Source organism: Anaerocolumna sp. MB42-C2, assembly GCF_030913705.1.
Lineage (GTDB): Bacteria > Bacillota > Clostridia > Lachnospirales > Lachnospiraceae > Anaerocolumna.
The window spans coordinates 3,164,206-3,190,006 of record NZ_CP133190.1 but is presented as its reverse complement, the minus strand read 5'-3'; the positions used below and the strand labels follow the sequence as shown (position 1 = coordinate 3,190,006).

Here is a 25,801-nt window from a genome sequence, read left to right as displayed (position 1 = left end):
AAATTTTAAAAGCATATGGTTTCACAAAATGAGGCTCATACCAGCAACTGCATAAAACCCTATGCAGATTGTCACATAATAACAAGGAGGAGAATAATGAAAAAAGCAGTATCTCTCATTTTAACAGTAGTACTTATTCTAGGAATGCTGTCAGGCTGCAGCAATTCGTCATCAGACGGCAAAGACAGTAAAACTTCTTCTGCCGGTGTTACTACAGAAAGCACAGGGACTAAGGAGTCCGAGGCTTCTGTGGATACCAAAGAAAAAGAGGCACCGATGCTGGCGGAACAGGTCGCAGCCGGTACCCTTTCGAAACTGGAAGACCGTATACCGTCAGCAGAAGATGTTATGGTGGAACCGGATGTAAAATCACTTGGCCAATATGGCGGAAGTATTACAAGCACAGCAAATGACCAGGGACATTGGGGTTGGGGCCCTTGGACCGAGGAAAGTATGTTCCGCTTTAAACAGGACGGCTCCGGACAGGTTGAAGCAAATGTATGTAAAGATTTTTCACCTAATGAGGATGCAACCGTATGGACCATTGAACTTCGTAAAGGGATGAAGTGGTCCGATGGAGAACCTTTTACGGCAGATGATATTATGTTCTATTATGACCATATTTCAACACCGGCTTTAAACCCTGACCGTACTGCGGTAGCCGTAGATGCAGAGGGTTATTATCCGGCATATACATCAAAACCCTATAACTGTTATCAGGTCTCTAAGGACGGCAAAAGTTATTGGGCAAAATTTGATAAAGTGGACGACTATAAATTTACAGTCACTTTTGCGGCTCCGAAACCTGATTTCCCGGTAGCGGTAGCAGTGGATAATAAATGGATGTTTTTACCGAAACATTTTTATGTAAAATATGTTGCCCGCAAAGACGGTGTATCAGATGACCCGACATTTCCCCTTATCACAGAGGAACAGGCTATTGCAGGTGCCAATAAAGATTTTGGCAAGGAATGGACCGATTATAGCACAATGGGTAAAGATATCGGCTATTATAACTGGGATTATGCAATTGTTCCCCAGCTAAGAAGCTTTATAGCAGTAAAAGACAACTGGAATACAGTGGGTCAGACCTATGAACTTGTCAGAAATCCGTATTTCTGGAAGACAGACAGCGAAGGCCGCCAGTTACCGTACCTTGACAGTATAAAATTTGAAATTATTAATGACGCTGATCAAATTGTATTAAAACAGACTGCGGGAGAAATTGATGTTTCAACCGTTGAACCAAATGATTTCTCAGTAGTTACCTCTGCAACGCAGACAACACATACCCCGGTACAATGGGTAAGACCGGACTGGTGCTCAGCGCCATCCCTTTCCCTCTGCCAGTCTGTGAAAGATTCGGATAAGCGGACCTTATTCCAGGATATCCGTTTCCGACAGGCGCTTTCCATCGCTGTGGACAGGAACCTTATGAACTCTACTTTGATGAATGGTCAATCAAAACCGGCACAAGCCTCTGTTCCGCAAGGTGTAAATGGTTTTGACGGAGAATGGCAGACTCAGTGGACAGAATTTGATACAGATAAGGCTAACAGCCTGTTGGATGAAATTACGGAACCTTGGAACAAAGCCGAGGGTACCTACCGTAAAATGAAAGGAACGAATAAGGATCTTGAAATTGTAATCTCCATCCAGGATCCTTCCGTGGAAGGTGATTATGTAGCTTTACTCCAATCTGCTTATAAAGCAACTGGAATTAAAATCTCCGATAAGGTAGATGCCAATATCGCTCAGTCAATCCTGGTAAATGATATAGAAGCTAAATTTGAAACTCTAAGCGTAACCTCACCAGCTGTTCGTCCGGATGCAGTAGTGCCGATGCGTAACTTTAACTGCTGGTACGGTGCCTATGGTAAATGGTATGAAGATGGTAAATCAACAGCTAATGGCGGAATTGAACCAGCCGGTGATATGATGGAACTGATTAAAGCTTATGATACAATCAAATCAGCAACCGGGCCTGACAGGGAACAGGTGGTAGAAGATAATGTTAATAAGATTTATCAACTTCATAAAAAGAATCAATGGGTAATCGGCTTCCTGGCACCTTTGCCGATGAACTGGATCGTCAATAATAATGTGAAGAACTTTCCGTCTGATATTGTTTATGCTGATGAATACAGGTTCGCAAGTATGATTCGTCCGGAACAGTTATACCTGTCTAATCAAAAATAATATAGCTGATATATTAGTGGCTGCTGTAGCTGCTCAATCCCTCGACTGGCGCAATTTAGAAAACAAACTATATTCCGGTCAAGGTTTTGAAACTATGCTTTTGGGGCAGCCGCTAATAGTTTTAACTTAAGGCAGAAGGGTAGGAGAGTGGTGCGAAATGAATGACAAACTGAAATATATAATAAAGAGGTTAATATTAGCCTTTTTCACCTTATTAATGATAACTTTCGTAGTATTTTTTGTAATCCAACTTCCGCCCGGTGATTTTGTTGATAATATCGTAAATGGTATGATAGCACAGGGAGAGACGGTCACCCAGGCGGATGTAGCGAATTTAAAGGAAATGTATCATACAAACCAGCCATTTTTAATGCAATATGGGCGCTGGTTAAAAGGGATTGCCACAGGCGACTGGGGTGTTTCCTATTATTATAAACAGGATGTATTAGTTAAAATCGGTGAAACACTGGGCGCTACGTTAATGATATCCATTATAACTTTAGTAGTTACCTATCTGGTTGCGATTCCCATTGCTATTCATGCGGCGAAACACCAGTATCAGATCAGCGATTATTTATTTACTTTTATCGGGTTTATTGGAATGGCGGTGCCAAGCTTTTTATTGGCAATCGTCTTAATGTATATCTCATTTAAAATAACCGGTAAGCCCTTAATGGGTTTATTTCCGGAAGGAGGTATCCATTCCTGGGATTCTTTCCGGGAGTTCTTATCCAAGTTAATTATTCCTGTCATTGTTATCAGTATGTCCGGAACCTGCGGACTGATCAGGAGCATCAGAGCCCAGATGCTAGACGAGCAGGAGTCTCCTTATGTATTATGTACCAGGGCAAAAGGAGTAAGTGAAAAAACACTGACTTACAAATATGAAATGCGCGCCGTATTAAATCCGGTAGTCAGCGGATTGGGTCCCATGATTTCAGGAATATTTAATGGCTCAACTATTACAGCGATCGTACTGATGCTTCCTACGCAAGGACCGATATTATTAAAAGCACTGCAGTCCCAGGATGTCTATTTATCCGGGGGTATGCTGTTGATTTCAGCCATATTGGTTGTTATAGGTACGCTGATTTCTGACTTGCTGCTTGCAGTCTTGGATCCAAGGATTAAATATCTGGAGGAGAGTAAACAATGAAGCAGGAAAAAGAATCAATCCGCTTGGCTCTGAATAAGACTTCTTTCGAAGAAAAAGAACTTAAAAAGCTGGAAAAAAGAAGAGCAAAGCAGGAAAAATATTATATGTCCTCTCAATGGCAGTTAATGATGAGAAAACTGGTCCGGCATAAACTTGCGGTAATCAGCTTTATCTTATTATTTATTTTATATATGGGAGCTATCTTTGCTAATTTTATTGCCCCACAGGGTCTGGAAGATTATTCTGCCACGTATTCCAATGCTCCGCCAAGTAAACTGCATTTTGTACATAACGGCAATTTTGTGGGACCTTATGTTTATCATTATGATATTATTTTTGATAAATTTCAGAATAAAACATTTGTTGAAAATAAAGAGCAGATTTATCCGGTGAAATTTTTTATAAAAGGGACCCCTTATAAATTCCTTGGATTTATAAAGGCAAACCGTCATTTATTTGGCATTGATAATACAAAACTTCCTGCCGGCAAGGATCCGGTAACACTTATGGTATTTGGTGCAGATAAATTAGGGCGTGACGTCTTTTCCAGAATACTAATAGGCAGCCAGATTTCTCTGACGGTGCCATTAATCGGTACAATGCTGTCTTTTATACTGGCCATCATTATCGGTGGTTTATCCGGTTACTATGGCGGAGCTGTAGATATCGTTGTGCAAAGAATTATTGAAGTAATCTGTTCGTTTCCTACCCTTCCGCTGTGGATGGCGTTATCGGCAGCGATTCCTCCGGGAATCTCCGTAACAAAGGTTTACATCTTTATTACAGTAATTATGTCACTGCTTGCCTGGCCCAGTCTGGCAAGAACGGTTCGAAGCAAATTTTTGTCCCTTAAAAAAGAAGATTATGTTATGGCAGCGAAATTAGCGGGTGTTTCTGACTTTAAAATAATTATAAAACACCTGGTACCGGGTTTTATGAGTTATTTGATCGTAAGCCTGACATTAGGCATACCTGGGATGATTCTGGGAGAAACCTCAATGAGTTTCTTAGGGTTAGGAATGCGTTCTCCGGCTACCAGCTGGGGTGTTTTGCTTCAGGAATGCCAGAGTGTCAGCAATATTGCGAACTGTCCCTGGAAACTCATACCGGTTTTATATGTTGTGGTTGCGGTTTTAGCATTTAACTTTTTAGGTGACGGTCTGCGTGACGCAGCAGATCCATATAAGTAAGTGGGAGCTAGCGTGATAAAGTTTAATTAGAGAAAGGTATGCCATATATATTCTTTCGCGCTTTTTATATATGGCAGTAACACATCTGCCGGCAGATGTGTTATACAATGGGTGTATTATGGATAATAATGTGGTATTCGTTGAGGATCTAAATATAAAGATAAAACTGGATGAGGGAATCTTAACACCGGTTCGTGGGGTGGGTTTTGAGGTACGCGAAAATGAAACCCTGGGGCTTGTAGGGGAATCCGGCTGCGGCAAGAGTTTAACCAGTAAGGCAATTATGGGAATCAACGGTAAGAAATGCATTACTACCGGTAAGATTAATTTTAATATTGACGGAAAAACCGTTAACCTGCTGGAATTAAAATTTGGAGGGTCAGAGATTCGAAATATCAGGGGCAAAAGTATTTCCATGATTTTTCAGGAGCCAATGAGTTCTTTTTCGCCCCTGTTTACCATCGGCCACCAAATTTCGGAAAATGTACGTCTTCATATAACAAAAGATAAAAAACAGGCAAAAGAAATCACTATAGAAGCTATGAAACGGGTTGGGATCGCCAATTCAGAAAAACGGTTTAACCAATATCCCCATGAGTTTTCCGGCGGTATGCTGCAAAGAGCTCTTATAGCAATGGCATTAGTATGTAACCCGAAATTGTTAATAGCGGATGAACCTACCACAGCACTGGATGTAACCATTCAGGCACAGATATTAGAATTAATGAAGCAGCTTCAGCAAGAATATAAAATGGCTATTTTGTATATAACCCATGATCTGGGAACGGTTGCTAAAATGTGTGACCGGGTAGCGGTTATGTATCTTGGAAGAATTGTGGAAGTGGCACCGGTATATGATATCTTTAAGAATCCGTTACACCCATATACAAAAGGGTTATTAGGGTCCGTACATAAAATCGGCGGAGGGCACAACCGTCTCTTCTCCATAGAGGGAACTGTACCTCTTGCCATGAATTTAAGTAACCGTTGCGGATTCTATGAGCGATGTACTTTGCGGGATGAAAGTAAATGTGCCGGTCTGGAGCCGTGTTTAAGGGAAGTGGAAAAGGGTCATTTTGCCGCCTGTTATTTAGATCCTGCCACAACACCTGATAAAATGGAATAAGGAGGGACCAAGAATGCCGGAAACCATATTAAAAGTAAAGGAAATGAGCAAAACATTCTCCTCAAAAAAGGTTAACGTAAAAGCTGTAAATAACGTAAGTTTTGAAGTGAAAAGAGGCGAAACGGTGGGTATTGTAGGGGAATCCGGCTGCGGCAAAACTACCCTGGGCCGCTGCATCGTACGTGCCATTCAGGCAACCGCAGGTGATGTGTTATATCTTGCAAAGAACGGTCAGGAATATGATATTCAGAAAATAGATAAAAAAACCATGAAATCTATTCGAAAAGAGATCCAGATGATCTTTCAGGATCCGTTTTCTTCTCTGGACCCGAGAATGACTGTTTATGATATTATATCAGAACCCCTTAAGGCGAACTTTAAGATGTCTGCGAAAGAAATTGAAGAAAGGGTAAAAACCATAGCGGAAAAGGTTGGATTAAATCCCAGCTATTTAAAACGTTATCCCCATGCATTTTCCGGCGGACAAAGACAGAGAATCGGAATCGCAAGAGCTCTCGTACTTTATCCCCGTTTGATAGTATGTGATGAGGCGGTGTCCGCTCTGGACGTATCCGTTCAGGCACAGGTAGTTAATCTGCTTCGTGATTTACAGGAGGAGCTCCACCTGACTTACCTGTTTATCAGTCATGATTTATCCGTTATTGAACATATATCGGATAAGGTTGGTGTTATGTATCTCGGAAAAATGGTGGAATATGCTTCTTCAGAGGATTTGTTTAAAACCCCTTTCCATCCTTATACGGAAGCACTATTATCTGCGGTTCCTATAGCTGACCCGACAGTAGCTATGGAGAGGATTCCTCTTCAGGGTGAGATACCGAATCCGGCTAATCCGCCATCGGGATGCTTTTTCCATACTCGGTGTAAATATTGCATCGATAAATGTAAAACAGATGAGGTTGAATTTATAGAAAAGGAGCCGGAGCATTTTGTGGCGTGCCAACGGGCAAATGAGTTACATTTGCAGGGTATCGTACATTAAGTTAATTATCTACTTAAGAAGCACTTTTTGTTGCGGGTTAATAACAGAATGAAAGAATTAGTTATATTTATTGACAGCGGCGATACATTAATAGACGAATCCACAGAGGTCCGGGATGAAACCGGTACGGTCATCCATTCGGAATTAATAGATGGAGCGGGAGAGACCCTGGCTAAGCTGTATGAAAGCGGATACACTATAGCATTAGTAGCAGATGGGACAAAAGCTTCCTTTGATAACATATACAGAGAAAACGGTTTGGATTATTGTTTTTCGGCAAAAGCTATTTCCGGTGAGTTAAAGCATGAAAAACCATCTGAAGTTATGTTCCATCATGCAATGAAATCCTTAGGATTGAAAGAGAATGATAAGGAAAGAATTGTCATGATAGGCAACAATATAAAAAGAGATATTCTTGGTGCAAACAGGATGGGTATTACTTCTATTTTATTAAGTTACAGTCCGCGATATGTTATGCAGCCGGAAACGGAGGAAGAAATACCGGATTATGTCATTTCTTCACCCCGGGAACTTTATGGATTAATTGAACAGTTAGAGCTTCAGGTACATAATAAAAAAATATTAAAACAGCATTAGAATCCAATGTGAAGCAATGTTTAAGGAGCGATTGCAGTTGTATCAGTTAAGGGTATTAACGGAAGGATTGGGAATATTGCATAATTCAAATAGTTTTGAATATTCAACAACCCCAAACAATAGGTGAAATATGAATGGAGAGTTTATTAAAAACGCTAATATATTTATCAGTGACAGATCCCATTTGAATCTGACTTTAAATATCTATCATTGTGGTAATTTTGATATAAGTTGTGAAGATTATTTTCCGATCATGAATCCGGATATGTTTACCCTCGTTTATATTAACAGTGGTATTGCGTTGCTGGAAAATGACCATATAACCGTGAAGCTTGCCGCTTCACAGGGTTATGTGGCATTTTCTAATGTTGCCTATAATTTAAGAAATATCGGGGAGGATGCTTTAAATGTAACCTGGATTAAATTTTCGGGATACCTGGTGGAAGAGTATTTAAACCGTGCTAATATTACTGTTAACAGACCAGTAATTGATGACAGGGATACCGGCAGCATCGGTGAGAATATTAACCGGCTTTATATGAAAGCTCATAGACTGCCAAACCGGTATTGTAAGATGGCGTCCATCCTCTATGACATATTTGCTTACCTCCTGGATAAGAACCCTACAAAACCTCTGGATGATTACAGTGACTGTTCGGATTATTTTGCAATTAAGGCGGTTGACTTTATTGAAAGAAATTATTCCAGAAACATAACAGTGGATGAAGTGGCGAACCGCTTAGGTATTACGCGGAAACATTTATACAGGATATTCAACGACACATTAAATATTTCTCCCAAGCAATACATTATAAACTACCGGATCGGGAAAGCCTGTATCAGACTAAGAGATACGGGCCAGTCCATATCTGAAATTGCAGAAGCTACTGGATATATCAATCAATTTTACTTTGCAAAAGAATTTAAACGGCTTACAGGACTTACACCAACGAAGTACCGGAACTGTCCGATAGAATTGGAGTTGTTTGCATATCAATTACCACCTCCGGAACTGGAAAGAAAATTCTCTAGTAAACAGATGGAGGGATAGGTGATTTCGAAACAATATAGTTATTTAAATATTCCATACAATTCATATGAATTGTATAGCTTCAGTTGCCCCCTAGGGGTATGATACATCTCTGAAATTGTATGAATTGCATGGAATATAAGTGCAGATTTTGAGTTTTGCAATTGTCTATTAAGATTTATATATGGAGGAATAGAATGACTGACAGAGAAATAGCTTTAAAGTATGCTCCGCATCTTTATTTTGACAAAAACGAACCATTTACCATAGACCAGATCGGTTACAGTCTATTTCGCAGTTCCGGCAAAAGTCCGTCGTTTAATCGGGATATCCGGATAGATGATAAAACAACGGATTTTGTTGTGGAATACCAGCTTTATTACGATTATGATATCCAGCACATGTATGATTTGGAACATTTCTGGGTTTATGTAGATTATGATGGCAAGGTTATGAATGGTGAGGCAAGTGCCCATGGATCTTACCTGAATTGCTACCAATATAAAAAGATATTGGAGGAGGATACACATATACCTGTTTATGTACAGCCCGGTAAACATGCTCTTCTTCCGGAAGGAGATCTGTTTCGGTTATTCAGCGATTATAAGGAGGTCTGTAATATACTTGCGGGAGTTGACGGCCTTTTGGCAGCGGACCTGTTTAAGGGGATGATCCGGAAAGATTCCTATATAGATTATAAGGTATGCAGTTATATCAGGGAGCATTATTCCTTTGAACCCAGTCTATCTTTTTATCCTGCAAATTATGAAGAAGATTTAATTGTAACCTGGGAAGAACTGTACCGGCTCATACCAGAAAGAGTCAATAAACTCTTAAAAAATTTGGGCCTGTAATAGACAAAAGAAGTAAAGAACAGAAAAACGGAGGTTTCTATGGTAAAAAAATTTATTCTTGTATTTAAAACTCATTTTGACATTGGATTTACGGATTTATCTTCCAAGGTAATTGATAAGTATTCCAATTCCATGTTAGAAGAAGTAATTGCTACCTGCAATGCTACGGAACATATGGGAGCACTTAAATATGTCTGGACCATGCCGTCCTGGCCTCTAAAGGTGATTACAAAGAGGTGCAGGGAAGATTTAAAGAAAGAACTGGATCGGTTAATTGAACAGGGACAGATAGTTTGGCACGCCTTACCATTTACTTCCCATACGGATTTTTGCAGCGCGGAGGAATATATAGAAACCCTGAGGTTTGGAAAAGAATTATCGGAAGCATATCATAAACCATATGTAGTTTCGGCAAAAATGACGGATGTTCCGGGGCATAGTATTATGCTGCCGGCAATATTAAGCGGAGCGGGTGTTAAATTTTTGCATTTAGGCTGTAATGAATTTGCAACTCCTCCCAAGGTTCCGTTTCTATTTAACTGGCAGGCGAAAAGCGGAGAAAAACTCCTTACCATGTACAGTAAAGGCGGATACGGAACTTCTCTGTTCCCTCCAAAGGACTGGGATTATCCGGTATGGATGGCTTTGATGCAAACCAATGATAACAGTGGTCCGCAATCTGCTTCTGTTATTGAAAAACTGGCAGAGAAAGTACGAAGTAAATACCCGGATGCCAAAATAGTATGCGGGACCATGGATGCTTTTTATTATGAACTTTCAAAGTGTGATTTAAGTAAAATTCCAACTATAACAAAAGACCTTGGTGATACCTGGATTCACGGAGTCGGTTCTTATCCGAAAGAAGTGGGTATGATACGGGAAGACAGGGAAAGAAACAAAAGACTGCAGGCAATTTATGCGAAACAGTTATTGAATTCTTCCTTGGGTAATAAGAGTAAGATTGCTGAGCTTCAGAATCAATATTATGAGAATGTCGGTCTTTTTGAAGAACATACCTGGGGAGCAGATGTAAAAACCTGGCTGGGACCAGAACGGGTATACCAAAAGAGTGATTTCCTGAAAGCAAAAGAGAATGAAAACTATCAGTTTATGGAAACCTCATGGAAGGAACAAAGAGACAGGGCGAATATTTGTAATATAACGTTAGGTGAAATTAAATCATTAATAGAGAACAAGGAGTCCGGACAGTTATCGGTTTTTAATCCGGGAGGTTGTGATTTTACCGGCTGGGTTATTGCAAAAGATATAGATAAGGATTTTACAGAGTATTCTCTGGAAATGAACTGCGAGAAACTTCCTGTTACCAAAATTAACGGCGAGTGGGCATTTTATGTAAAAAATCTAAGACCATTTGTAACCGCTCCGATTACTGTTAATAAATATGCTACGAATTCAGCCGGTCTGTGTATAAAAAAGGACGGCTCTGTCACTGTGGTTGAAAACCACAGATATAGCCTTACATTCTCTGAAATTACCGGCAAGATATCTGAAGTATATGATAAAAAACTAAAAACTGTTTTGTTAAAGCAGCAAAAAAACGAATCTGTTTTTGCATACCGATATGACCGTTACGGAATAGAAGAGGTGACGCAGTTTCTGCGTGAATATGCATACCGTTTTTCTGCCTGGGGGATTCAGGATTACGGAAGAGAAGCCTATCCGGAATGCGATCATAAAACCTTTTATCCGGTTTATCAATTCTTTACGGTTGAGCAGAATACCCTGGTGTTTCATTATATTAATACCGAAAGTGCAGAAGAATTCGGGGATGCAAAAGAGATTAAACTAGAGATAACGCTGCCGCCTGCCGGGGATGAATTATTTGTAACTTTAAGACTGAAAGATAAACAGGAGACTCCCTTTATAGAATCCGGTTCTTTTATGATTCCAATACCTGAGAAGGGCTGCCGGTACCGTGTAAATAAACCTAATGCAGTATTAAATCCCGAAAAGGACATTGAAGAGAATGCAAATCATGTTTTTTACAGCCTGGAGAATTACATATCCGCATCCGATGATAATAACGGAGTTTGTGTAATACCGATGGATTCGCCCTTAACTGCGATTGGAAGTACTGGAGTCTATGAATTTAGAAAAGAATATAAAGCTCCGGATGACCCTGTTCTTTACTTCAACTTATTTAATAATATGTGGGGAACCAATTTTCCCCAATGGACCGGCGGCGATTTATGTTATCGTTATATTCTTTACGGATTCGATCAGGAAAAGGAAAAATGTAATTTAGAAAAAGCAGCAATGTTAAAGATGGGTGCAGAGATTACGGGAAACACTCTGACAACGGAAGATTTAAAATTACCGGAGCACATGCAGTTGATTAATGCAAGAGAAGATGCTGACGGTATTGTAATAAGGTTAAAAGATCTTATGGGAGAAGAGGCTGTCAGAAAGATTGTCTTAAACGGATACGTCATTACACCAATAGATTTGTATAACAGGGTAACCGGAGAAAAAAATACAGGTGAATATACCTTTACAGTAAAATCTTACGGCATTTATTCTTTTCTGCTTTCTAGAAATTAAGTGTTTTCCATGCCGGTTAAATTAAGTAAGAAAGGAACGTCATATGAAACTAACTTATTACGGTACCGCGGCAGGGGAGGGCTGGCCCGGGTTATTTTGCAACTGCAGTCTTTGCAAGACCGCCAGAGAATTGAAAGGTAAAAACATAAGAACCAGGTCACAAGCCCTGGTTAATGATGATTTATTAATTGATTTGCCGCCGGATACCAACATGCACTGCCTGGTTTATGGGCTGAATCTTGAGAGGGTAGATCATCTTCTGGTGACACACAGCCATTCGGATCATTTTAATCCGGCTGATCTGGAACTTTTAAGGGAGCCTTTTGCTCATAACCGCCCTAATACCTTTCACATATACGGAAACAGTAAAGTGAAAGAAAAATTATGGAATGAGGTTTTGGATGCTGATATGGCGGAATCGAAGTTTTGTTTTTATGATGCTAAGCCGTTTTGTCCAATCAGAGTAAAAGATTATACGGTTATGCCTCTTCTTGCGCTTCATGACAGAAGAGAAGAATGCTTATTTTACCAAATCAGCCAAAGTGGTAAAACTATATTGTATGCCCACGATACCGGTGCCTTTCCGGAACCGACGATAGAGTACTTAAAAGCAAATAAAACACATTTTGATCTGGTAAGCTTAGATTGTACAACACAAAGTGAAGAAGATGGAAAAAACCACATGGGACTTATTGATGCGGCAAAGGAAAAACACCGTCTGATTGAACTGGGCCTTGGAGATAACACCACGAAGTGGATCGTTAACCATTTTTCCCATAACGGTCTTTGGTTATTTGACAAAATGGCGGAGGAAGCGGACAAATACGGCTTTCTTGTATCATTTGACGGTATGGTGGTTGAATTTTAAAGGGAACAGCATATGGAAAGAGGGTAATAAAATGCTGCAAAACTTAACTGAGCTTGATGTAATTGATACCTTACTAAAATTGGTGTTGGCCTTGTTATGCGGCGGTATTCTTGGAATCGAACGAGGCAGGAAAAAAAGGCCTGCCGGATTTCGGACCTATATGCTGGTATGTTTAGGGGCTGCATTGGTTATGATGACAAATGAATATGTCAGCCGGGTCTACAGTAATGTAGATCCCTCCCGAATGGGAGCCCAGGTAATCAGCGGAATTGGTTTTTTGGGGGCGGGTACCATAATAGTAACCGGAAATAACCGTGTGAAAGGATTGACAACGGCAGCAGGTTTATGGGCAGCGGCCTGTATTGGACTTGCAATTGGTATTGGTTATTACAGCGGTGCATTGATTGGCTGCATTATGATATTTGTAGCTATGGCGGCTTTACATAATGTAGATGAGAGGGTAATGGCTCACACTAAGGTATTAAATCTTTACGTGGAATTCGAAAAACTTTCCAATGTGGGCAGATTTATTGAGTATATTAAGGAACGTGATATCCGGGTTAGTGATTTGGAAATAGCCAGATCAGGTGCAATCGATGAAATAGGAATAGCAATTTTAATTACACTGCGGCTTCCTAAAAAACAAACCCACGCCACCATTTTAAGTCTGCTGAATTGTGCCGAGGGAGTCAGTTTTATAGAAGAAGTCTGAAACAAAAGACCTGTTATATTTTATATGAAAAGATTGTTTTCAATACAAATATAACAGGTCTTCTGCTTATACTCCAGTAACAGTAATAAAAAAATATATAAAAAAATAGGGGGGTCAAATTAAGGCTGGGTTTAGTTAATTGATATACTTCGATTAACTAACTTTCACAGTAAATTTATATAACTTGTAACCTTACATAACAATTTCCTTAAGTAATACCGGGCGGTTCTCATCCAATGACTTTTTAGCGGCTTTGGCAATAAGTACAGGTTGTAATCCGTCGTTGATATTCACAGGAACTTCGGTATCATTAATAATTGCCTGTACAAATAAAGATACTTCTTTTGAAAAAGAAGCCATATAACGTTCCAGAAAAAAGTATAAAGGTTTTTCTCCGGTAACTCCGGAAGCAGTGCTGATTACGGCGGTAGAACCGGAATCGTTGGTAACGGCAACCTGTCCTTTAGAGCCAAATACTTCCGCACGCTGATCATAACCATAATCGGCTTTACGGGAGTTGTCAATAACCGCAAGAGCTCCATTCGCCAATTTCATTGTTATAATAGCCGTATCAATATCGCCCGCATCCTTAATAGCCCGATTAACTAAAGAAGTTCCGTTAGCATATACTTCTATGACATCACTTGCAGTTAAATAACGTACCATATCAAAATCATGGATGGTCATATCCAAAAACATGCCCCCGGACACTTTTACATATTCAATCGGCGGTGCATCCGGATCCCTGGAAGTCACTTTAACAATATGTACATCTCCGATTGTTCCGTCGGTTACGGCATTTCTTACGGCTTCAAAGTTATGGTCAAATCTGCGGTTAAACCCAACCTGGAATTTTACTTTTGAACCAGCCAAAACATCCATAACCGCTTTAATTTTAGAAAGATCCTGAGAGATTGGTTTTTCACAGAAGACATGTTTATTTGCTTTGATTGCTTCTATGGCAATATCCGCATGAGTATCCGTAGAGGAGCAAATTAAAACGGCATCTATACTGCTATCCATTAATATATCCTTATAGTCGGTATAGACATTAGGAATTCCAAGGCTTTGGGCCCATTCTTTTGTTGCCTCATTCATATAAGGATCTGCAATTGCAGCAACCTGTGCCTCTTTCACATGATATGTAATGCTTTCTGCATGAACTTTGCCGATTCTTCCGGCACCAATAATACCGATATTTAACATGATGTCATATCCTTTCGTTTGAATTTAATAAGGCTGAATTGTAACATTTTTGTTAAGAATAAGAAGATTATACCACATAGTTTCTAAAACATCAACTAAAACTTAATAAAAATATACGCAAAAGATTACAAAATATATTGATTTATTAAAAAAACATGATAATATATAATTAATTTTGTTAGTAAATCAGAAAATACTTGATAAAATTGAAAACATAAGGTAGTGTTATTAGTAGTTAAATAAAAAGTACGATTCATGTGTTGTTATAAACCGCAGTGAATGAATGGCGAAAGCATTATTATATTAGTAAAGATAAATCAGTTAACGGAGGATAGTCGAATGGGGATGAAATCTTTTCGCATTAAGCAGATGGAACAATATATTATGGAACATGATCTGGTGTCCATGGAGGAATTACGCAGTGTTTTTGACATATCTATGAATACGGTGCGGCTGGACGTTACCCAGCTGGTGAATAAAGGTGTCATCCGGAAAGTATACGGGGGTGTATGCAGCAATCAAAAAGGAAATCTTATCCCTTTTGAAGAAAGACAGTCAAAAAATATTCAGGGAAAAATAGCGGTGGGTAAAGCCGCAGCTCTTCTGGTAAGAGACGGAGATATTATTTATATTGATTCAGGAACAACAACCATGTATGTAATCGATTATCTTGGGGAATTAAATAATGTTACGGTTTTAACCAATAATTTAAATGCTATCAACCGGGCCGTGTTACTTCCCGGTGTTAATGTAATAAGTCTGCCGGGAACCTTAGAGCGAAAAACCAATTCTTTCGTATCGGCGGATACGGTAAGAACCCTGGAAAAGTATAACATTAAAAAAGCTTTTATGGCATCTTCCGGTATCACTGAAAATGGTATGGTTACGAATGCTTCACCATTAGAATATGAGATTAAAAAAGCAGCAATAGAGAACAGTGATGAGGTTTATTTGCTGATAGATTCTTCCAAATTCGGAAAAAGTGCAATGTTAACTTATGCGAATATTACAGAGATGAGTAAAGTTATTGTGGATGATCATACTGACGAGGGCTTTCTTAGTTTATGCGAGAGAAAGAACGTGGAAGTGGTCCTTGCTAAGACTGAGACAGAAGCATAAAATAGATTGTGGCTATTCAATCAAAACAATTATAAGAAACAACTTGTTGACTGCTGCAGCTAAAGCACACAACCGGTTGTGCTGAATAGCTGCGATTTATTAGTATATACACAGAAGTATCTGCGGCAGTTATTCTATATTCTATTTTATTTCTTAACTTTTTTCTAGACATTTCGGTTAAAACCCCAGATTGATTTTATTGATAATTAAGATTTTGTAAGTGTTTTGTCACTTAAAACCGGAGAATCCCAGGACCAAAACACTGACTTTTGCGCTTTGTGTGCATCGCAAAGTCCGTTATTATTCACGGAAAGGTTGTGGATTAATCTATAACATTTTATAATAAAGATATTAATAAAAAATCATTAATATAATTGACTAATAGTTATATTTATGTTAAATTATTGGTAAGTTATTAATAATTTAATAATAAGTTTCTGCGAGAAAGGTGAGTGTACGTGTGTCGTTAGTTGATATGAAATCCCTATTATTAAAAGCGGAAGAAGGAAATTACGGAGTCGGCGCTTTCAGTGTAGGAAATATGGAGATGATTATGGGAGCTGTAAAAGCTGCTGAGGAAAGTAAATCACCGGCAATCCTTCAGATTGCTCAGGTAAGGCTTCCTTATTCCCCGCTTCCTCTTATCGGACCGATGATGATTGCTGCAGCTAAAAATGCTTCTGTTCCTATAGCTGTTCATTTTGACCATGGAACGGATATTGCTGCTATTAAGGAGGCTCTTAAACTGGGGTTTACCTCAGTAATGATAGATGCTTCCCACCTGCCCATAAAAGAGAATATTAAAATCGTAAAAGAAGTAAAAAATATGGCTGATAGCTATGGTGCTTCGGTAGAAGCGGAAGTGGGTCAGCTTGGTAAAAGTGAAGACGGCAGCAAAGATACGGGAATGTTTTATTCTAACCCGGAAGAAGTAAAAGATTTATATGAATGTACAATGGTGGATGCAATTGCACTTTCCATAGGTAATGCACATGGGTTATACACCAAAGAGCCGAAATTAAATTTTGATATATTATCGGAAACGAGAAAGCTTGTATCCGTGCCCTTAGTTTTACATGGAGGTTCCGGCATCAGTGCGGAAGATTTCAGAAAATGCATTGAATACGGAATTCGGAAAGTTAATATTGCCACGGCCAGTTTTATGGCAGTAGAAGAGGGAGCCAGGAGATATAGTAGTGGTGAGAAACGAGATTATTTCAAACTAAGCTCGGAAATGGTAACCGGTATGTATAAGAATGTGAAAGAACACATCAATATATTTAAAAGTAATGGGAAAGTTTAAAGAAAGGCGGGTATAAAAATGGAATACATTCAATTTGCAGAAAACAGACCATTTGACATTATAATGCTTGGTAGAGTTGCAATTGACTTTAATCCGGTGGACTATTATAAACCTCTCTCAGAAAGTACAACCTTTAAGAAATATCTTGGAGGATCACCGGCAAATATTGCTGTTGGTATGGCACGTCTTGGGAGAAAAGTTGGTTTTTTGGCAAAGGTGTCAAAAGATCAGTTCGGTGACTTTGTAGTAAATTACTTTAAAAAGGAAGGAATTGATACAAGTCATATCAGCTATTGTACCAATGGCGAGAAGCTTGGACTTACCTTTACGGAAATCCTAAGTGAAACCGAAAGCAGTATATTAATGTACCGTAATGAAGCGGCGGATTTACAGCTTTCCGTAGATGATATAGAAGAAGATTACATAAAACAGGCAAAGGCTATATTAATATCAGGAACTGCCCTTGCACAGAGTCCCAGCAGGGAAGCAGCATTAAAAGCCATGTCTTTAGCTAAAAAACATAATACGGTGATCATTTTTGATATTGACTACCGTCCATATAATTGGAAAAATGCAGATGAAATAGCAATTTATTATTCCATGGTAGCCATGAACAGCGATATCATCTTAGGTTCCCGTGAAGAATATGATTTAACTCAGAAGCTGATTGCACCCGGGGTTGATGATAAAGATACGGCGGCTTTCTGGCATCGACACGGAGCTAAAATTATAATCATTAAACATGGTAAAGAGGGTTCCACCGCCTATACCAATGATGGTAATCAGTATGGAATCAAACCATTCCCAGTTAAATTATTAAAATCTTTCGGCGGCGGGGACGGATATGCTTCTGCTTTCCTCTATGGTTTATATGAGGGCTGGGATATGATTGACTGTCTGGAATTCGGCAGTGCCTCAGCAGCGCTTCTGGTTGCAAGCCATGCCTGTTCGGAGGATATGCCCTCTGTAACAAAGGTTCAGGAATTTATTAAAGAATGCAAAGAAAAATACGGTGATATGATTGCAAGGGTTTAGAAGATTAAGTAGGAGGCAGGTATGTTTGATTATTTAACATTTGATACAGCAGGGAAGAAGATTGTATCCCGAATGAATGGAATAAACAGCAATATGCTTATGGATATTACAGTATACCGAATGAAAAAGGGCGATGTACTGGATATCCTGAATAAAGACAAAGAAACAGCTATTTTATTATTGGAAGGAAAGATTACCTATCAATGGGAGGCACAGACTGAGGCAGCTGAAAGGTCTGATGTATTCAGTGAGCCACCCTATTGCCTTCATATATGTAAAGACACAAAATCAGTTGTAACGGCTTTAGAAGACAGTGAAATTATCATACAATCCACAACCAATGACAATACCTTCAGCAGCCATTTTTATAAACCAACTGACTGCAAAATAGAATTAATGGGTGAAACGCAATGGGAGGGTACTGCCAAAAGGGAAGTACTTACGATTTTTGATTATAAAAATGCCCCCTTTTCTAATATGGTAATGGGTGAAGTTATTACAAAAGCAGGCAGGTGGTCCAGTTATATCCCACACAGCCATCCCCAACCGGAAGTATATTATTACAAATTTGATAAACCACAGGGCTTTGGAGGAGCCTTTATCGGGGAAAATGTATTTAAGGTAACAGACGGAAGTGCCGCATCTATTCCGGGCGGACTAACTCATCCCCAGACAGCTGCTCCGGGTTACAACATGTATTATTGCTGGATGATTCGTCATCTTGATAATAATCCCTGGACTACCAGAGATAATGATCCGGTGCATGTGTGGTTATTAGAAGAGTGAGTAGAAAATAAGGAGGAGTTACTATGGGTAAATTAACTATGACGGTAGGCCAGGCTTTAGTGAAATTCCTGGATAACCAGTATGTAAGCTTTGACGATAAGGAAGAAAAATTCGTTGATGGGATTTTTACCGTATTTGGACATGGTATTGTCTGCGGATTAGGTCAGGCATTGGATGAAAATCCCGGTGATTTAAAAGTATATCAGGGCCGTAATGAACAGGGAATGGCCCACGCTGCAGCAGGATTTGCAAAACAGAGCAACCGCAGGAAAATCATTGCCTGTGCTTCCTCCATCGGCCCGGGAGCAGCCAATATGGTAACAGCTGTAGCAGATGCTACGGCAAATAATGTACCCCTGTTGGTATTTACCGGTGATACATTTTCAACCAGACAGCCGGACCCGGTATTGCAGCAGATAGAACAATTCCATGATGCCACAGTTACCACCAGTGATGCTTTCCGCCCGGTTTCCAGGTATTGGGACAGGGTCAGCAGGCCGGAGCAGTTAATGACTGCACTTTTAAATGCAATGCGGATTCTGACAGACCCTGAGAAAGCCGGTGGTGTGTGTATCTCACTACCCCAGGATGTACAGGGAGAAACTTTCCCATTTCCTGACTATTATTTTAAGAAAAGAGTTCACAGAATTGTCAGAATGAATCCGGATTCCTATGAACTGAAAGATGCTGTAGATCTGATTAAAAATAAGAAAAAACCTATGGTAATCATAGGCGGCGGTGTCAGATATTCAGAAGCCGGAGAAGAAGTAGTTAAGTTCTGTGAAACCTATAAGATACCATTCGGAGAGACCCAATCCGGTAAAAGTGCAATTCCCTCCTCCCATCCGTTAAATCTTGGCGGTGTAGGTGTCACCGGTAACAGTGCTGCTAATGCCATTGCAGCAAAAGCAGATTTAATTATCGGAATAGGCACCAGGTTAACGGACTTTACAACCGGTTCCAAAGAACTGTTTCGAAATAAAGAAGTCCGGTTTGTTTTGGTTAATGTATCAAGGTATCATGCGGAAAAACTGGATGCCCTCCCGTTGGTTGCAGATGCAAAAGCCGGAATGCAGGCAATTCTTTCCGAACTTAACAATTCCGGTTATCAGTCGGATTATACAACGGAGATCGAAGAAGCTATACTTGGCTGGAAAAAGGAAATGAAGTTTTTAACAAAGACAGTATTTGACGAAAACTATGAGTCCTTTGTAAAAGCGAAAGAACCGGGTATTGAAGAGGAATTCATAAAAGCCACAGGTGGAGTAATTACTCAGACAGGAGCGCTTGGTATCATCAGAGAACAAATAGAAGAAGATGCCATAATAGTGGGATCTTCTGGAAGTCTGCCGGGTGATTTGCAAAGAATGTGGACGACGGACGCTAAGGATTCGTATCATATGGAATATGGTTATTCCTGTATGGGGTACGAAATTGCAGCAGCCCTGGGAGCAAAAATAGCAGAACCGGACAGAGCATGTTATGCCATGGTTGGGGACGGGGCATTTATGATGCTTCATTCCGAAATAGCAACTGCCCTGCAGGAAAATAAAAAAATAACCGTTCTTCTCTTTGACAACTGCGGATTCGGATGTATTAATAATCTCCAGATGGGCAAAGGGATGGGAAGTCTTGCTACGATGTTCCGTTACAGAGACAAGGAAACTAAGAAGCAGGATGGCAGATTAATTACTACTGATTTTGCTATGATTGGCCGAGGTTATGGTATGACTGCTTTTACGGCAAAAACCAATGAGGAATTGGTTACGGCACTTAACGAGGCACAGCAAACTGATAATTCGGTATTGATTGATATTAAGGTTTTACCAAAATCCATGACAGCCGATTATGGCTCCTGGTGGCATGTGGGAATTGGTGACAGTAATACCAACCAAAATATAAAGGCAGCATATGAAGATAGACAAAAACATCTGGATAATGCAAGAATGTATTAATGCAAGAAATTAGCTTAGGATATAATGAATTAACACAATCTATTAAATGTATGAACAGCAGCAGCGGATATAAAAAATTGGAAATTATAAATTATAACCTGGAGGAAAAAATATGCTTAACAAAGATAAGATCAAACTTGGAATTGCGCCAATCGGGTGGACCAATGATGATATGCCCGCTTTAGGAGGGGAAAATACATTTGAACAGTGTATTTCTGAAATGGCATTGGCCGGATTTACAGGATGTGAAGTAGGAAATAAATATCCTAAAGATACTAAAGTATTAAAAGCTGCCCTAGATCTCAGGGGAATGAGAATAGCCAGTAAATGGTTCTCTTCTTTCCTTGCAACAAAACCTTATGAAGAAACAGAAAAAGAGTTTATAAAAGAACTGGATTATCTTAAGGCAGTTGGGGCAAACCGTATCAATGTCTCGGAACAAAGCTACTCTGTACAGGGTAATGAGGCTCTTTCCATATTTGATAACAAGGTATATTTTACAGACGAAGAATGGGATAAATTATGTAATGGATTAAATAAACTTGGTAAACTGGCAGCAGCACGTGGTTTCAAAGTATGTTTCCATCATCATATGGGTACCGGAGTTCAGACAATTGCAGAAACAGAACGCCTTATGGATAATACGGATAAAGATTATGTATTTTTATGTTATGATACGGGACATTTCACATTTTCAGGTGAAGATCCTCTATACATACTAAAAAAATATCCGGAAAGAATCGGACATGTGCATTTAAAAGATGTCAGAGAAGACGTTTTAAAACAAGCTACGGAGGGAAAATGGTCTTTCTTAAAATCCGTTAGAGAGGGTACTTTTACTGTACCTGGGGACGGCTGCGTAGATTTTAAATCCGTATTTGCAGAACTGGAGAAATTCGGTTATGAGGGCTGGCTTTTAGTAGAAGCAGAACAGGACCCGGCGAAAGCTAATCCGTTCCAGTATGCAAAGATGGCTCGTAATTATATTAGACAGATGATAAATATTTAACAGACTTAACAGTTAACGCCAGATAGTTTTGTAATTACCTGTACGGTTAACAGCATAGAAAGGTATGGTATAACATGGAAAAATTAAGCTATTTTGCCGACGGACGGTATATAACATCAGAAACAGATAAATATAATGAAGTATATAATCCAAGTACAGGGGAAGTTACGGCGCTGGTACCGAACTGTACTTCAAATGAAGTAGAAAAAGTCATAGGTATTGCAAAAAAGGCATATGAGAGCTGGTCCAAGGTTCCTATCATAAAAAGAGTTCAGGTTCTCTATAAATTACGACAATTAATCGAAGAACATATGGATGAATTAACGTATTTGGTTGCCCAGGAACACGGAAAAGTATGGGATGAGGCTATGGGTGACGTATTAAAAGCTAAAGAGGGAACAGAACTTGCCTGCTCCGCACCAAGTCTTATTATGGGCGAATCCTTAATGAATGCTTCTTCCGGTTTTGATACGGTTTTATACAGGGAATCCGTAGGTGTTTTTGCAGGAATTGTACCTTTTAATTTTCCTGCCATGATTCCGATGGGATGGATGACTCCGATGTGTGTGGCAGCCGGTAATGCTATTGTATTAAAGGTATCCAGTTCCACACCGAGGACTGCACTTAGATTCGCGGAATTATATAAAGAAGCAGGTCTTCCTGACGGAGTCTTAAATATTATAACCTGCAGCCGTAAGGAAGCAGAGATTTTCTTAACCCATCCGGACATTAAAGGAATTTCTTTCGTAGGAACTACAGCAGTCGGAAAACATATATATTCCGTAGCGGCAGCACACGGTAAGAGAGTCCAGGCTTTATGTGAAGCCAAAAACCATGCGCTGGTAATGAAGGACGCACCAATTGACCGTACGGCAGCAGGCATTATCAATTCTGCATTTGGCTGTGCAGGGGAACGCTGTATGGCTTTGCCGGTGGTCGTAGCTGAAGAAGAAATTGCAGATGCACTGGCAGCGAAACTGGTTGAACTGGCTAAGGGATTAAAGGTAGGACCTGCTTATGATAAGGCTTCAACGTTAGGCCCTGTTATTAATACAAAACATAAAGAGAGCATTTTAAACTGGATACAAAAAGGAATTGACGAAGGTGCTGAATTAGTTTTAGACGGAAGAAATGTTACGGTGGAAAATTTTGAAAACGGCTATTATTTAGGACCAACAATTTTCGATCATGTAACGGAAGAAATGGCAATCGGTACTACAGAAATCTTCGGACCGGTATTATGTATTAAAAGAGTTAAAGATTTTGAGGAAGGCCTGGCTGTAATGAACCGCAATCCATTTGCCAATGGTTCTGTTATTTATACTCAGAACGGTTATTTTGCAAGAGAATTCACTTCCAGAACCCATGGCGGCATGGTAGGTGTTAATGTTGGGATTCCCGTACCGGTAGGTGTATTTCCTTTTTCCGGACATAAAGATTCTTTCTTCGGAGATCTTCACTGCCTTGGAAAAGACGGTATTAAGTTCTATACAGAAAGTAAATGTGTAACTACCAGATGGTTTGACGAAGATGAAAAGAAAAATACGAAAGTAAATACCTGGGATGGCACCATTTAATAGGCTGCTTAATATATATAGTAAAAAGAACAATTATGAAAAGAAAATATTTATACTATGAAATTATTTGGTTGAAAATAAATTATGAAAAAGCAAATCGGGAACATTGATTTGCTTTTTTCTTATAAAAGGGAGCATTTTTATGAGAATAGCAGTTGATGCAGGGCATGGCAGTAAAACGGAAGGAAAACGGACGCCGCCTATGCCGGTTGATATAGATTTTGAACATGACGGTAAAATAGATGTAAAAAAAGGGGAAAGTATCAGGGAGCATACGGCGAATACCGGCGTTGCTTTTCTTTTGGTAAAAGAATTAGTTCGATGCGGTATTCAAACCGTAAAGACCGGGTTTAATGATGCTAATTCCTATGATGACAAGGATACTCCCTTATCCGAGAGACAGAGTGTGATACGAAATAATCAGTGTGACTACTCCGTATGTATTCATTTTGACGCCAGTGGAGATGGCTCCGCTTTTAATTCGGCAGAGGGGGTAGGTATTTATATACATGATAAATATAATAATAACTCTGAAGCACTTGCCTCAACGGTGTTAAAACATCTGATAAAGGGAACGAAACAGAAAAACAGAGGGGTATTGAAACAATCTCTGGCTATGTGCAACTGCAACAAGTTGGGAGTTAAGGGTGCAATCTTAGTTGAATTAGCATTTATGACAAATCTTCGGGAAGCTACTGAATTAATGGCAAGCCAGGTTTTCTGGAGGGAGGCTGCCAGAGAAATCTGTATGGGAATCTGTGAGTTCACAGGTATCAAATATGTGGAGGAGACTATTATGCCGAAAGCAATCAACAGAAATTCATCCGAAGAAGATATTAAATGGCTTCAGAAAAATCTGAATGACGTATTGGAGGGAGATAGTTTTATACCCCTTGCCGTAGATGGTATCTATGGCAGCAGAACCAGAATTGCCGTATTAATCTATTGGGAAAAACGAGGGTGGAACCAGGACGGCGCAAAAGACGGCTTTCACGTCGGGTCCGGTACCATAGAAGCATTGTCATAAAGGTAAAGAATACCATACAATTAAAACAACTTTATTACTGATTTTGTTAAAAACAACAGAAATTAAATAAAGTTTTAATTGTATGGTAATTCATAATATGATTAAGTTAGTATTTACCGGGACAGATTAATTCTGCAGGTATTTAGAAGATTTGTCAGCATACATTTGCGCAGCAGTATAAAGATAATATGAAAGACCGGTCTGCTGACTTTCCAGCATGTTTCTGAATGTCTTACCTAAGGTTGGAGAATTATAGTTTAAGCTTACGTTCCTGGTGGAATTTCTTTGCTGCCAGTAAAAATTCAAGTATTAATACATGAGGATTCTCTTTTGTTGAACTTAACTGAGGTTGGAAAAGCGTTGCAATATAAAAACGTTTTTCAGGTAATTCAAATATTCTGACTTCCCCGTTTTCATCCGTACCGGACACATGAAATCCGCTTATATCAAAAGTAGTTTGGCAGGAGGGATTCAGGCCAAAACTGCAATTATAGCGCTCCACGGTTTCATCATTATTATAAATCTCGTGTATCACGGATTCCTTTTTAAGATATATCTTTTTTGTTTCTCCAACAAGGGAACAGGAGAGGGGAGCAATAAAGAAAGAGGAGGCATCCGGATTATATTCTGCGTGAAATACTTCTGTTAAACCTAATACATTTTGGGCGTATTCCATTACTGCATGTTGAAAACCTCCGCAAGTACCGATAAAAGGATAATTATTCTCCCTGGCAAACTGGATTCCCTTAATAGCCCCGGTATAACTTATATAAGGGCTTCCGGGAGAACACCAGAAAGCATCAAACCCTGACATGATTTCCTCGTTTAAATTTTCAAGACTTTTTGTAGGGAGCCAGTCTAACGCTATATTTATAGAAAGTTTTTCCGAACAATGATACAACGCCTCATTCGTAGCTAAATGAGATAGCCGTTTTTCGTCAAAATCCCCAATAATACCAACTTTGATTTTATCTTCCAACATAAATCTCCTTTCTGCCGTTTAGTGTGCAATTAGCTATACAATTCCATAACCTGCTTCAGCCAGGGACTTTGTTGCCAAAGACAGATTTTCTTCTTTAACCAGAATATAATCGGTATTATACGTTGAAACTGCAAAAACACCTATTTTGTTATCTGCCAGTATTTTTGTAATTTTAGATAGTATACCAATTAGTGAAAAATCTAACTGTCCCTGAATTTTAAATACTCTCCAATTATCTTCCCGGTCCGTATAGTTGCTTGGAATATAGTTTGTATCACAAACCAGAGAGAGTTCTTCCTCTGTTTTTCCGATAAAAACATAATCATCCCTCATGTTAACCATGGATAAGTCCGGTATTTTACAGACGGAAAAAACAGGTGATAACACTTTTATAACCATTTATAAACCTCCTGCTCTAATAAAAATATAAAACAGGGAGCCTGTTTTATATCAGATTCCCTGTTTTTATGTAATTTAAAACGGAATAACATGTGCCGCTAATAAT

The 25,801-nt window shown here is 39.3% G+C and carries 22 protein-coding genes; 19 read left to right on the top strand and 3 right to left on the bottom strand.

Annotation, left to right across the window (positions count from 1 at the left end; all coding sequences use genetic code 11):
• The first annotated feature begins 96 nt into the window (after positions 1 to 96).
• The 11 genes from RBU59_RS14060 (at position 97) to RBU59_RS14010 (ending at position 13,297) form a co-directional block, all read left to right on the top strand.
• The gene (locus RBU59_RS14060) at positions 97 to 2,199 is read left to right on the top strand and encodes an ABC transporter substrate-binding protein (RefSeq protein WP_308148485.1); all 2,103 of its coding nucleotides are present in this window, start codon (positions 97 to 99) and stop codon (positions 2,197 to 2,199) included.
• Positions 2,200 to 2,356: 157 nt separating this feature from the next.
• On the top strand, positions 2,357 to 3,355 hold the full coding sequence (locus RBU59_RS14055; protein WP_308148484.1) for an ABC transporter permease: 999 nt from the start codon (positions 2,357 to 2,359) through the stop codon (positions 3,353 to 3,355).
• Positions 3,352 to 4,545 (top strand): ABC transporter permease, encoded by a 1,194-nt coding sequence (locus RBU59_RS14050; protein WP_308148483.1) that lies wholly within the window; start codon positions 3,352 to 3,354, stop codon positions 4,543 to 4,545. Before RBU59_RS14055 ends, RBU59_RS14050 begins: the two co-directional genes overlap by 4 nt.
• 118 nt (positions 4,546 to 4,663) lie before the next feature.
• Complete coding sequence (locus RBU59_RS14045; RefSeq protein WP_308148482.1) at positions 4,664 to 5,671, top strand: ABC transporter ATP-binding protein; 1,008 nt, start codon at positions 4,664 to 4,666, stop codon at positions 5,669 to 5,671.
• 13 nt (positions 5,672 to 5,684) lie between these two features.
• On the top strand, positions 5,685 to 6,674 hold the full coding sequence (locus RBU59_RS14040) for an ABC transporter ATP-binding protein (protein ID WP_308148481.1): 990 nt from the start codon (positions 5,685 to 5,687) through the stop codon (positions 6,672 to 6,674).
• A 48-nt stretch (positions 6,675 to 6,722) separates the two neighbouring features.
• Positions 6,723 to 7,271: an HAD family hydrolase gene (locus RBU59_RS14035; RefSeq protein WP_308148480.1), complete on the top strand. Its 549-nt coding sequence runs from the start codon at positions 6,723 to 6,725 to the stop codon at positions 7,269 to 7,271.
• Between the two features lie 130 nt (positions 7,272 to 7,401).
• Positions 7,402 to 8,322, top strand: coding sequence for a helix-turn-helix domain-containing protein (locus tag RBU59_RS14030; protein ID WP_308148479.1), 921 nt, complete (start codon positions 7,402 to 7,404; stop codon positions 8,320 to 8,322).
• Positions 8,323 to 8,498: 176 nt separating this feature from the next.
• Positions 8,499 to 9,155 carry a hypothetical protein gene (locus RBU59_RS14025; RefSeq protein WP_308148478.1) on the top strand — a complete coding sequence of 219 codons (657 nt, stop codon included), beginning with the start codon at positions 8,499 to 8,501 and terminating at the stop codon, positions 9,153 to 9,155.
• A 39-nt stretch (positions 9,156 to 9,194) separates the two neighbouring features.
• Positions 9,195 to 11,717, top strand: a complete 2,523-nt coding sequence (locus RBU59_RS14020; protein ID WP_308148477.1) for a hypothetical protein — start codon at positions 9,195 to 9,197, stop codon at positions 11,715 to 11,717.
• 43 nt (positions 11,718 to 11,760) lie between these two features.
• Positions 11,761 to 12,585: an MBL fold metallo-hydrolase gene (locus RBU59_RS14015; RefSeq protein WP_308148476.1), complete on the top strand. Its 825-nt coding sequence runs from the start codon at positions 11,761 to 11,763 to the stop codon at positions 12,583 to 12,585.
• 31 nt (positions 12,586 to 12,616) lie between these two features.
• On the top strand, positions 12,617 to 13,297 hold the full coding sequence (locus RBU59_RS14010; protein ID WP_308148475.1) for an MgtC/SapB family protein: 681 nt from the start codon (positions 12,617 to 12,619) through the stop codon (positions 13,295 to 13,297).
• A 192-nt stretch (positions 13,298 to 13,489) separates the two neighbouring features.
• Here the strand turns inward: RBU59_RS14010 and iolG are convergent, their stop codons facing one another.
• Complete coding sequence (gene iolG / locus RBU59_RS14005) at positions 13,490 to 14,503, bottom strand: inositol 2-dehydrogenase (protein WP_308148474.1); 1,014 nt, start codon at positions 14,501 to 14,503, stop codon at positions 13,490 to 13,492.
• A 339-nt stretch (positions 14,504 to 14,842) separates the two neighbouring features.
• Here iolG and RBU59_RS14000 point away from each other — a divergent pair, with 339 nt between their 5' ends.
• From RBU59_RS14000 to RBU59_RS13965, 8 genes are all read left to right on the top strand, one after another.
• Entirely contained in the window at positions 14,843 to 15,622 is a 780-nt protein-coding gene (locus tag RBU59_RS14000; RefSeq protein ID WP_308148473.1) for a DeoR/GlpR family DNA-binding transcription regulator, read from the top strand.
• A 460-nt stretch (positions 15,623 to 16,082) separates the two neighbouring features.
• A complete protein-coding gene (locus RBU59_RS13995; RefSeq protein WP_308148472.1) occupies positions 16,083 to 16,925 on the top strand; it encodes a class II fructose-bisphosphate aldolase in 843 nt (280 codons plus the stop codon).
• Positions 16,926 to 16,943: 18 nt separating this feature from the next.
• Positions 16,944 to 17,960, top strand: a complete 1,017-nt coding sequence (gene iolC / locus RBU59_RS13990) for a 5-dehydro-2-deoxygluconokinase (protein ID WP_308148471.1) — start codon at positions 16,944 to 16,946, stop codon at positions 17,958 to 17,960.
• Between the two features lie 21 nt (positions 17,961 to 17,981).
• A complete protein-coding gene (locus tag RBU59_RS13985; protein ID WP_308148470.1) occupies positions 17,982 to 18,746 on the top strand; it encodes a 5-deoxy-glucuronate isomerase in 765 nt (254 codons plus the stop codon).
• Positions 18,747 to 18,769: 23 nt separating this feature from the next.
• On the top strand, positions 18,770 to 20,701 hold the full coding sequence (gene iolD, locus RBU59_RS13980; RefSeq protein WP_308148469.1) for a 3D-(3,5/4)-trihydroxycyclohexane-1,2-dione acylhydrolase (decyclizing): 1,932 nt from the start codon (positions 18,770 to 18,772) through the stop codon (positions 20,699 to 20,701).
• Between the two features lie 112 nt (positions 20,702 to 20,813).
• On the top strand, positions 20,814 to 21,710 hold the full coding sequence (gene iolE / locus RBU59_RS13975) for a myo-inosose-2 dehydratase (protein WP_308148468.1): 897 nt from the start codon (positions 20,814 to 20,816) through the stop codon (positions 21,708 to 21,710).
• Positions 21,711 to 21,784: 74 nt separating this feature from the next.
• Positions 21,785 to 23,287: a CoA-acylating methylmalonate-semialdehyde dehydrogenase gene (locus tag RBU59_RS13970; protein WP_308148467.1), complete on the top strand. Its 1,503-nt coding sequence runs from the start codon at positions 21,785 to 21,787 to the stop codon at positions 23,285 to 23,287.
• A 142-nt stretch (positions 23,288 to 23,429) separates the two neighbouring features.
• Positions 23,430 to 24,314, top strand: coding sequence for an N-acetylmuramoyl-L-alanine amidase (locus RBU59_RS13965; RefSeq protein WP_308148466.1), 885 nt, complete (start codon positions 23,430 to 23,432; stop codon positions 24,312 to 24,314).
• Between the two features lie 250 nt (positions 24,315 to 24,564).
• Here RBU59_RS13965 and RBU59_RS13960 read toward each other — a convergent pair whose 3' ends face one another.
• Entirely contained in the window at positions 24,565 to 25,296 is a 732-nt protein-coding gene (locus tag RBU59_RS13960) for a CTP synthase C-terminal region-related (seleno)protein (RefSeq protein ID WP_308148465.1), read from the bottom strand.
• A gap of 33 nt (positions 25,297 to 25,329) precedes the next feature.
• On the bottom strand, positions 25,330 to 25,695 hold the full coding sequence (locus tag RBU59_RS13955) for an ACT domain-containing protein (RefSeq protein ID WP_308148464.1): 366 nt from the start codon (positions 25,693 to 25,695) through the stop codon (positions 25,330 to 25,332).
• Positions 25,696 to 25,801 lie beyond the last annotated feature (106 nt).

Coding starts and splice junctions, on each gene's coding strand:
- iolC (WP_308148471.1), top strand. CDS start 16,944: ATGGAATACATTCAATTTGCAGAAAACAGACCATTTGACATTATAATG.
- iolE (WP_308148468.1), top strand. CDS start 20,814: ATGCTTAACAAAGATAAGATCAAACTTGGAATTGCGCCAATCGGGTGG.
- RBU59_RS14050 (WP_308148483.1), top strand. CDS start 3,352: ATGAAGCAGGAAAAAGAATCAATCCGCTTGGCTCTGAATAAGACTTCT.
- RBU59_RS14020 (WP_308148477.1), top strand. CDS start 9,195: ATGGTAAAAAAATTTATTCTTGTATTTAAAACTCATTTTGACATTGGA.
- RBU59_RS14030 (WP_308148479.1), top strand. CDS start 7,402: ATGAATGGAGAGTTTATTAAAAACGCTAATATATTTATCAGTGACAGA.
- RBU59_RS14015 (WP_308148476.1), top strand. CDS start 11,761: ATGAAACTAACTTATTACGGTACCGCGGCAGGGGAGGGCTGGCCCGGG.
- RBU59_RS13955 (WP_308148464.1), bottom strand. CDS start 25,695: ATGGTTATAAAAGTGTTATCACCTGTTTTTTCCGTCTGTAAAATACCG.
- RBU59_RS13970 (WP_308148467.1), top strand. CDS start 21,785: ATGGAAAAATTAAGCTATTTTGCCGACGGACGGTATATAACATCAGAA.
- RBU59_RS14040 (WP_308148481.1), top strand. CDS start 5,685: ATGCCGGAAACCATATTAAAAGTAAAGGAAATGAGCAAAACATTCTCC.
- RBU59_RS13985 (WP_308148470.1), top strand. CDS start 17,982: ATGTTTGATTATTTAACATTTGATACAGCAGGGAAGAAGATTGTATCC.
- RBU59_RS13960 (WP_308148465.1), bottom strand. CDS start 25,296: ATGTTGGAAGATAAAATCAAAGTTGGTATTATTGGGGATTTTGACGAA.
- RBU59_RS13965 (WP_308148466.1), top strand. CDS start 23,430: ATGAGAATAGCAGTTGATGCAGGGCATGGCAGTAAAACGGAAGGAAAA.
- RBU59_RS14035 (WP_308148480.1), top strand. CDS start 6,723: ATGAAAGAATTAGTTATATTTATTGACAGCGGCGATACATTAATAGAC.
- RBU59_RS14055 (WP_308148484.1), top strand. CDS start 2,357: ATGAATGACAAACTGAAATATATAATAAAGAGGTTAATATTAGCCTTT.
- iolD (WP_308148469.1), top strand. CDS start 18,770: ATGGGTAAATTAACTATGACGGTAGGCCAGGCTTTAGTGAAATTCCTG.
- RBU59_RS14000 (WP_308148473.1), top strand. CDS start 14,843: ATGGGGATGAAATCTTTTCGCATTAAGCAGATGGAACAATATATTATG.
- RBU59_RS14025 (WP_308148478.1), top strand. CDS start 8,499: ATGACTGACAGAGAAATAGCTTTAAAGTATGCTCCGCATCTTTATTTT.
- RBU59_RS14045 (WP_308148482.1), top strand. CDS start 4,664: ATGGATAATAATGTGGTATTCGTTGAGGATCTAAATATAAAGATAAAA.
- RBU59_RS14010 (WP_308148475.1), top strand. CDS start 12,617: ATGCTGCAAAACTTAACTGAGCTTGATGTAATTGATACCTTACTAAAA.
- RBU59_RS14060 (WP_308148485.1), top strand. CDS start 97: ATGAAAAAAGCAGTATCTCTCATTTTAACAGTAGTACTTATTCTAGGA.
- iolG (WP_308148474.1), bottom strand. CDS start 14,503: ATGTTAAATATCGGTATTATTGGTGCCGGAAGAATCGGCAAAGTTCAT.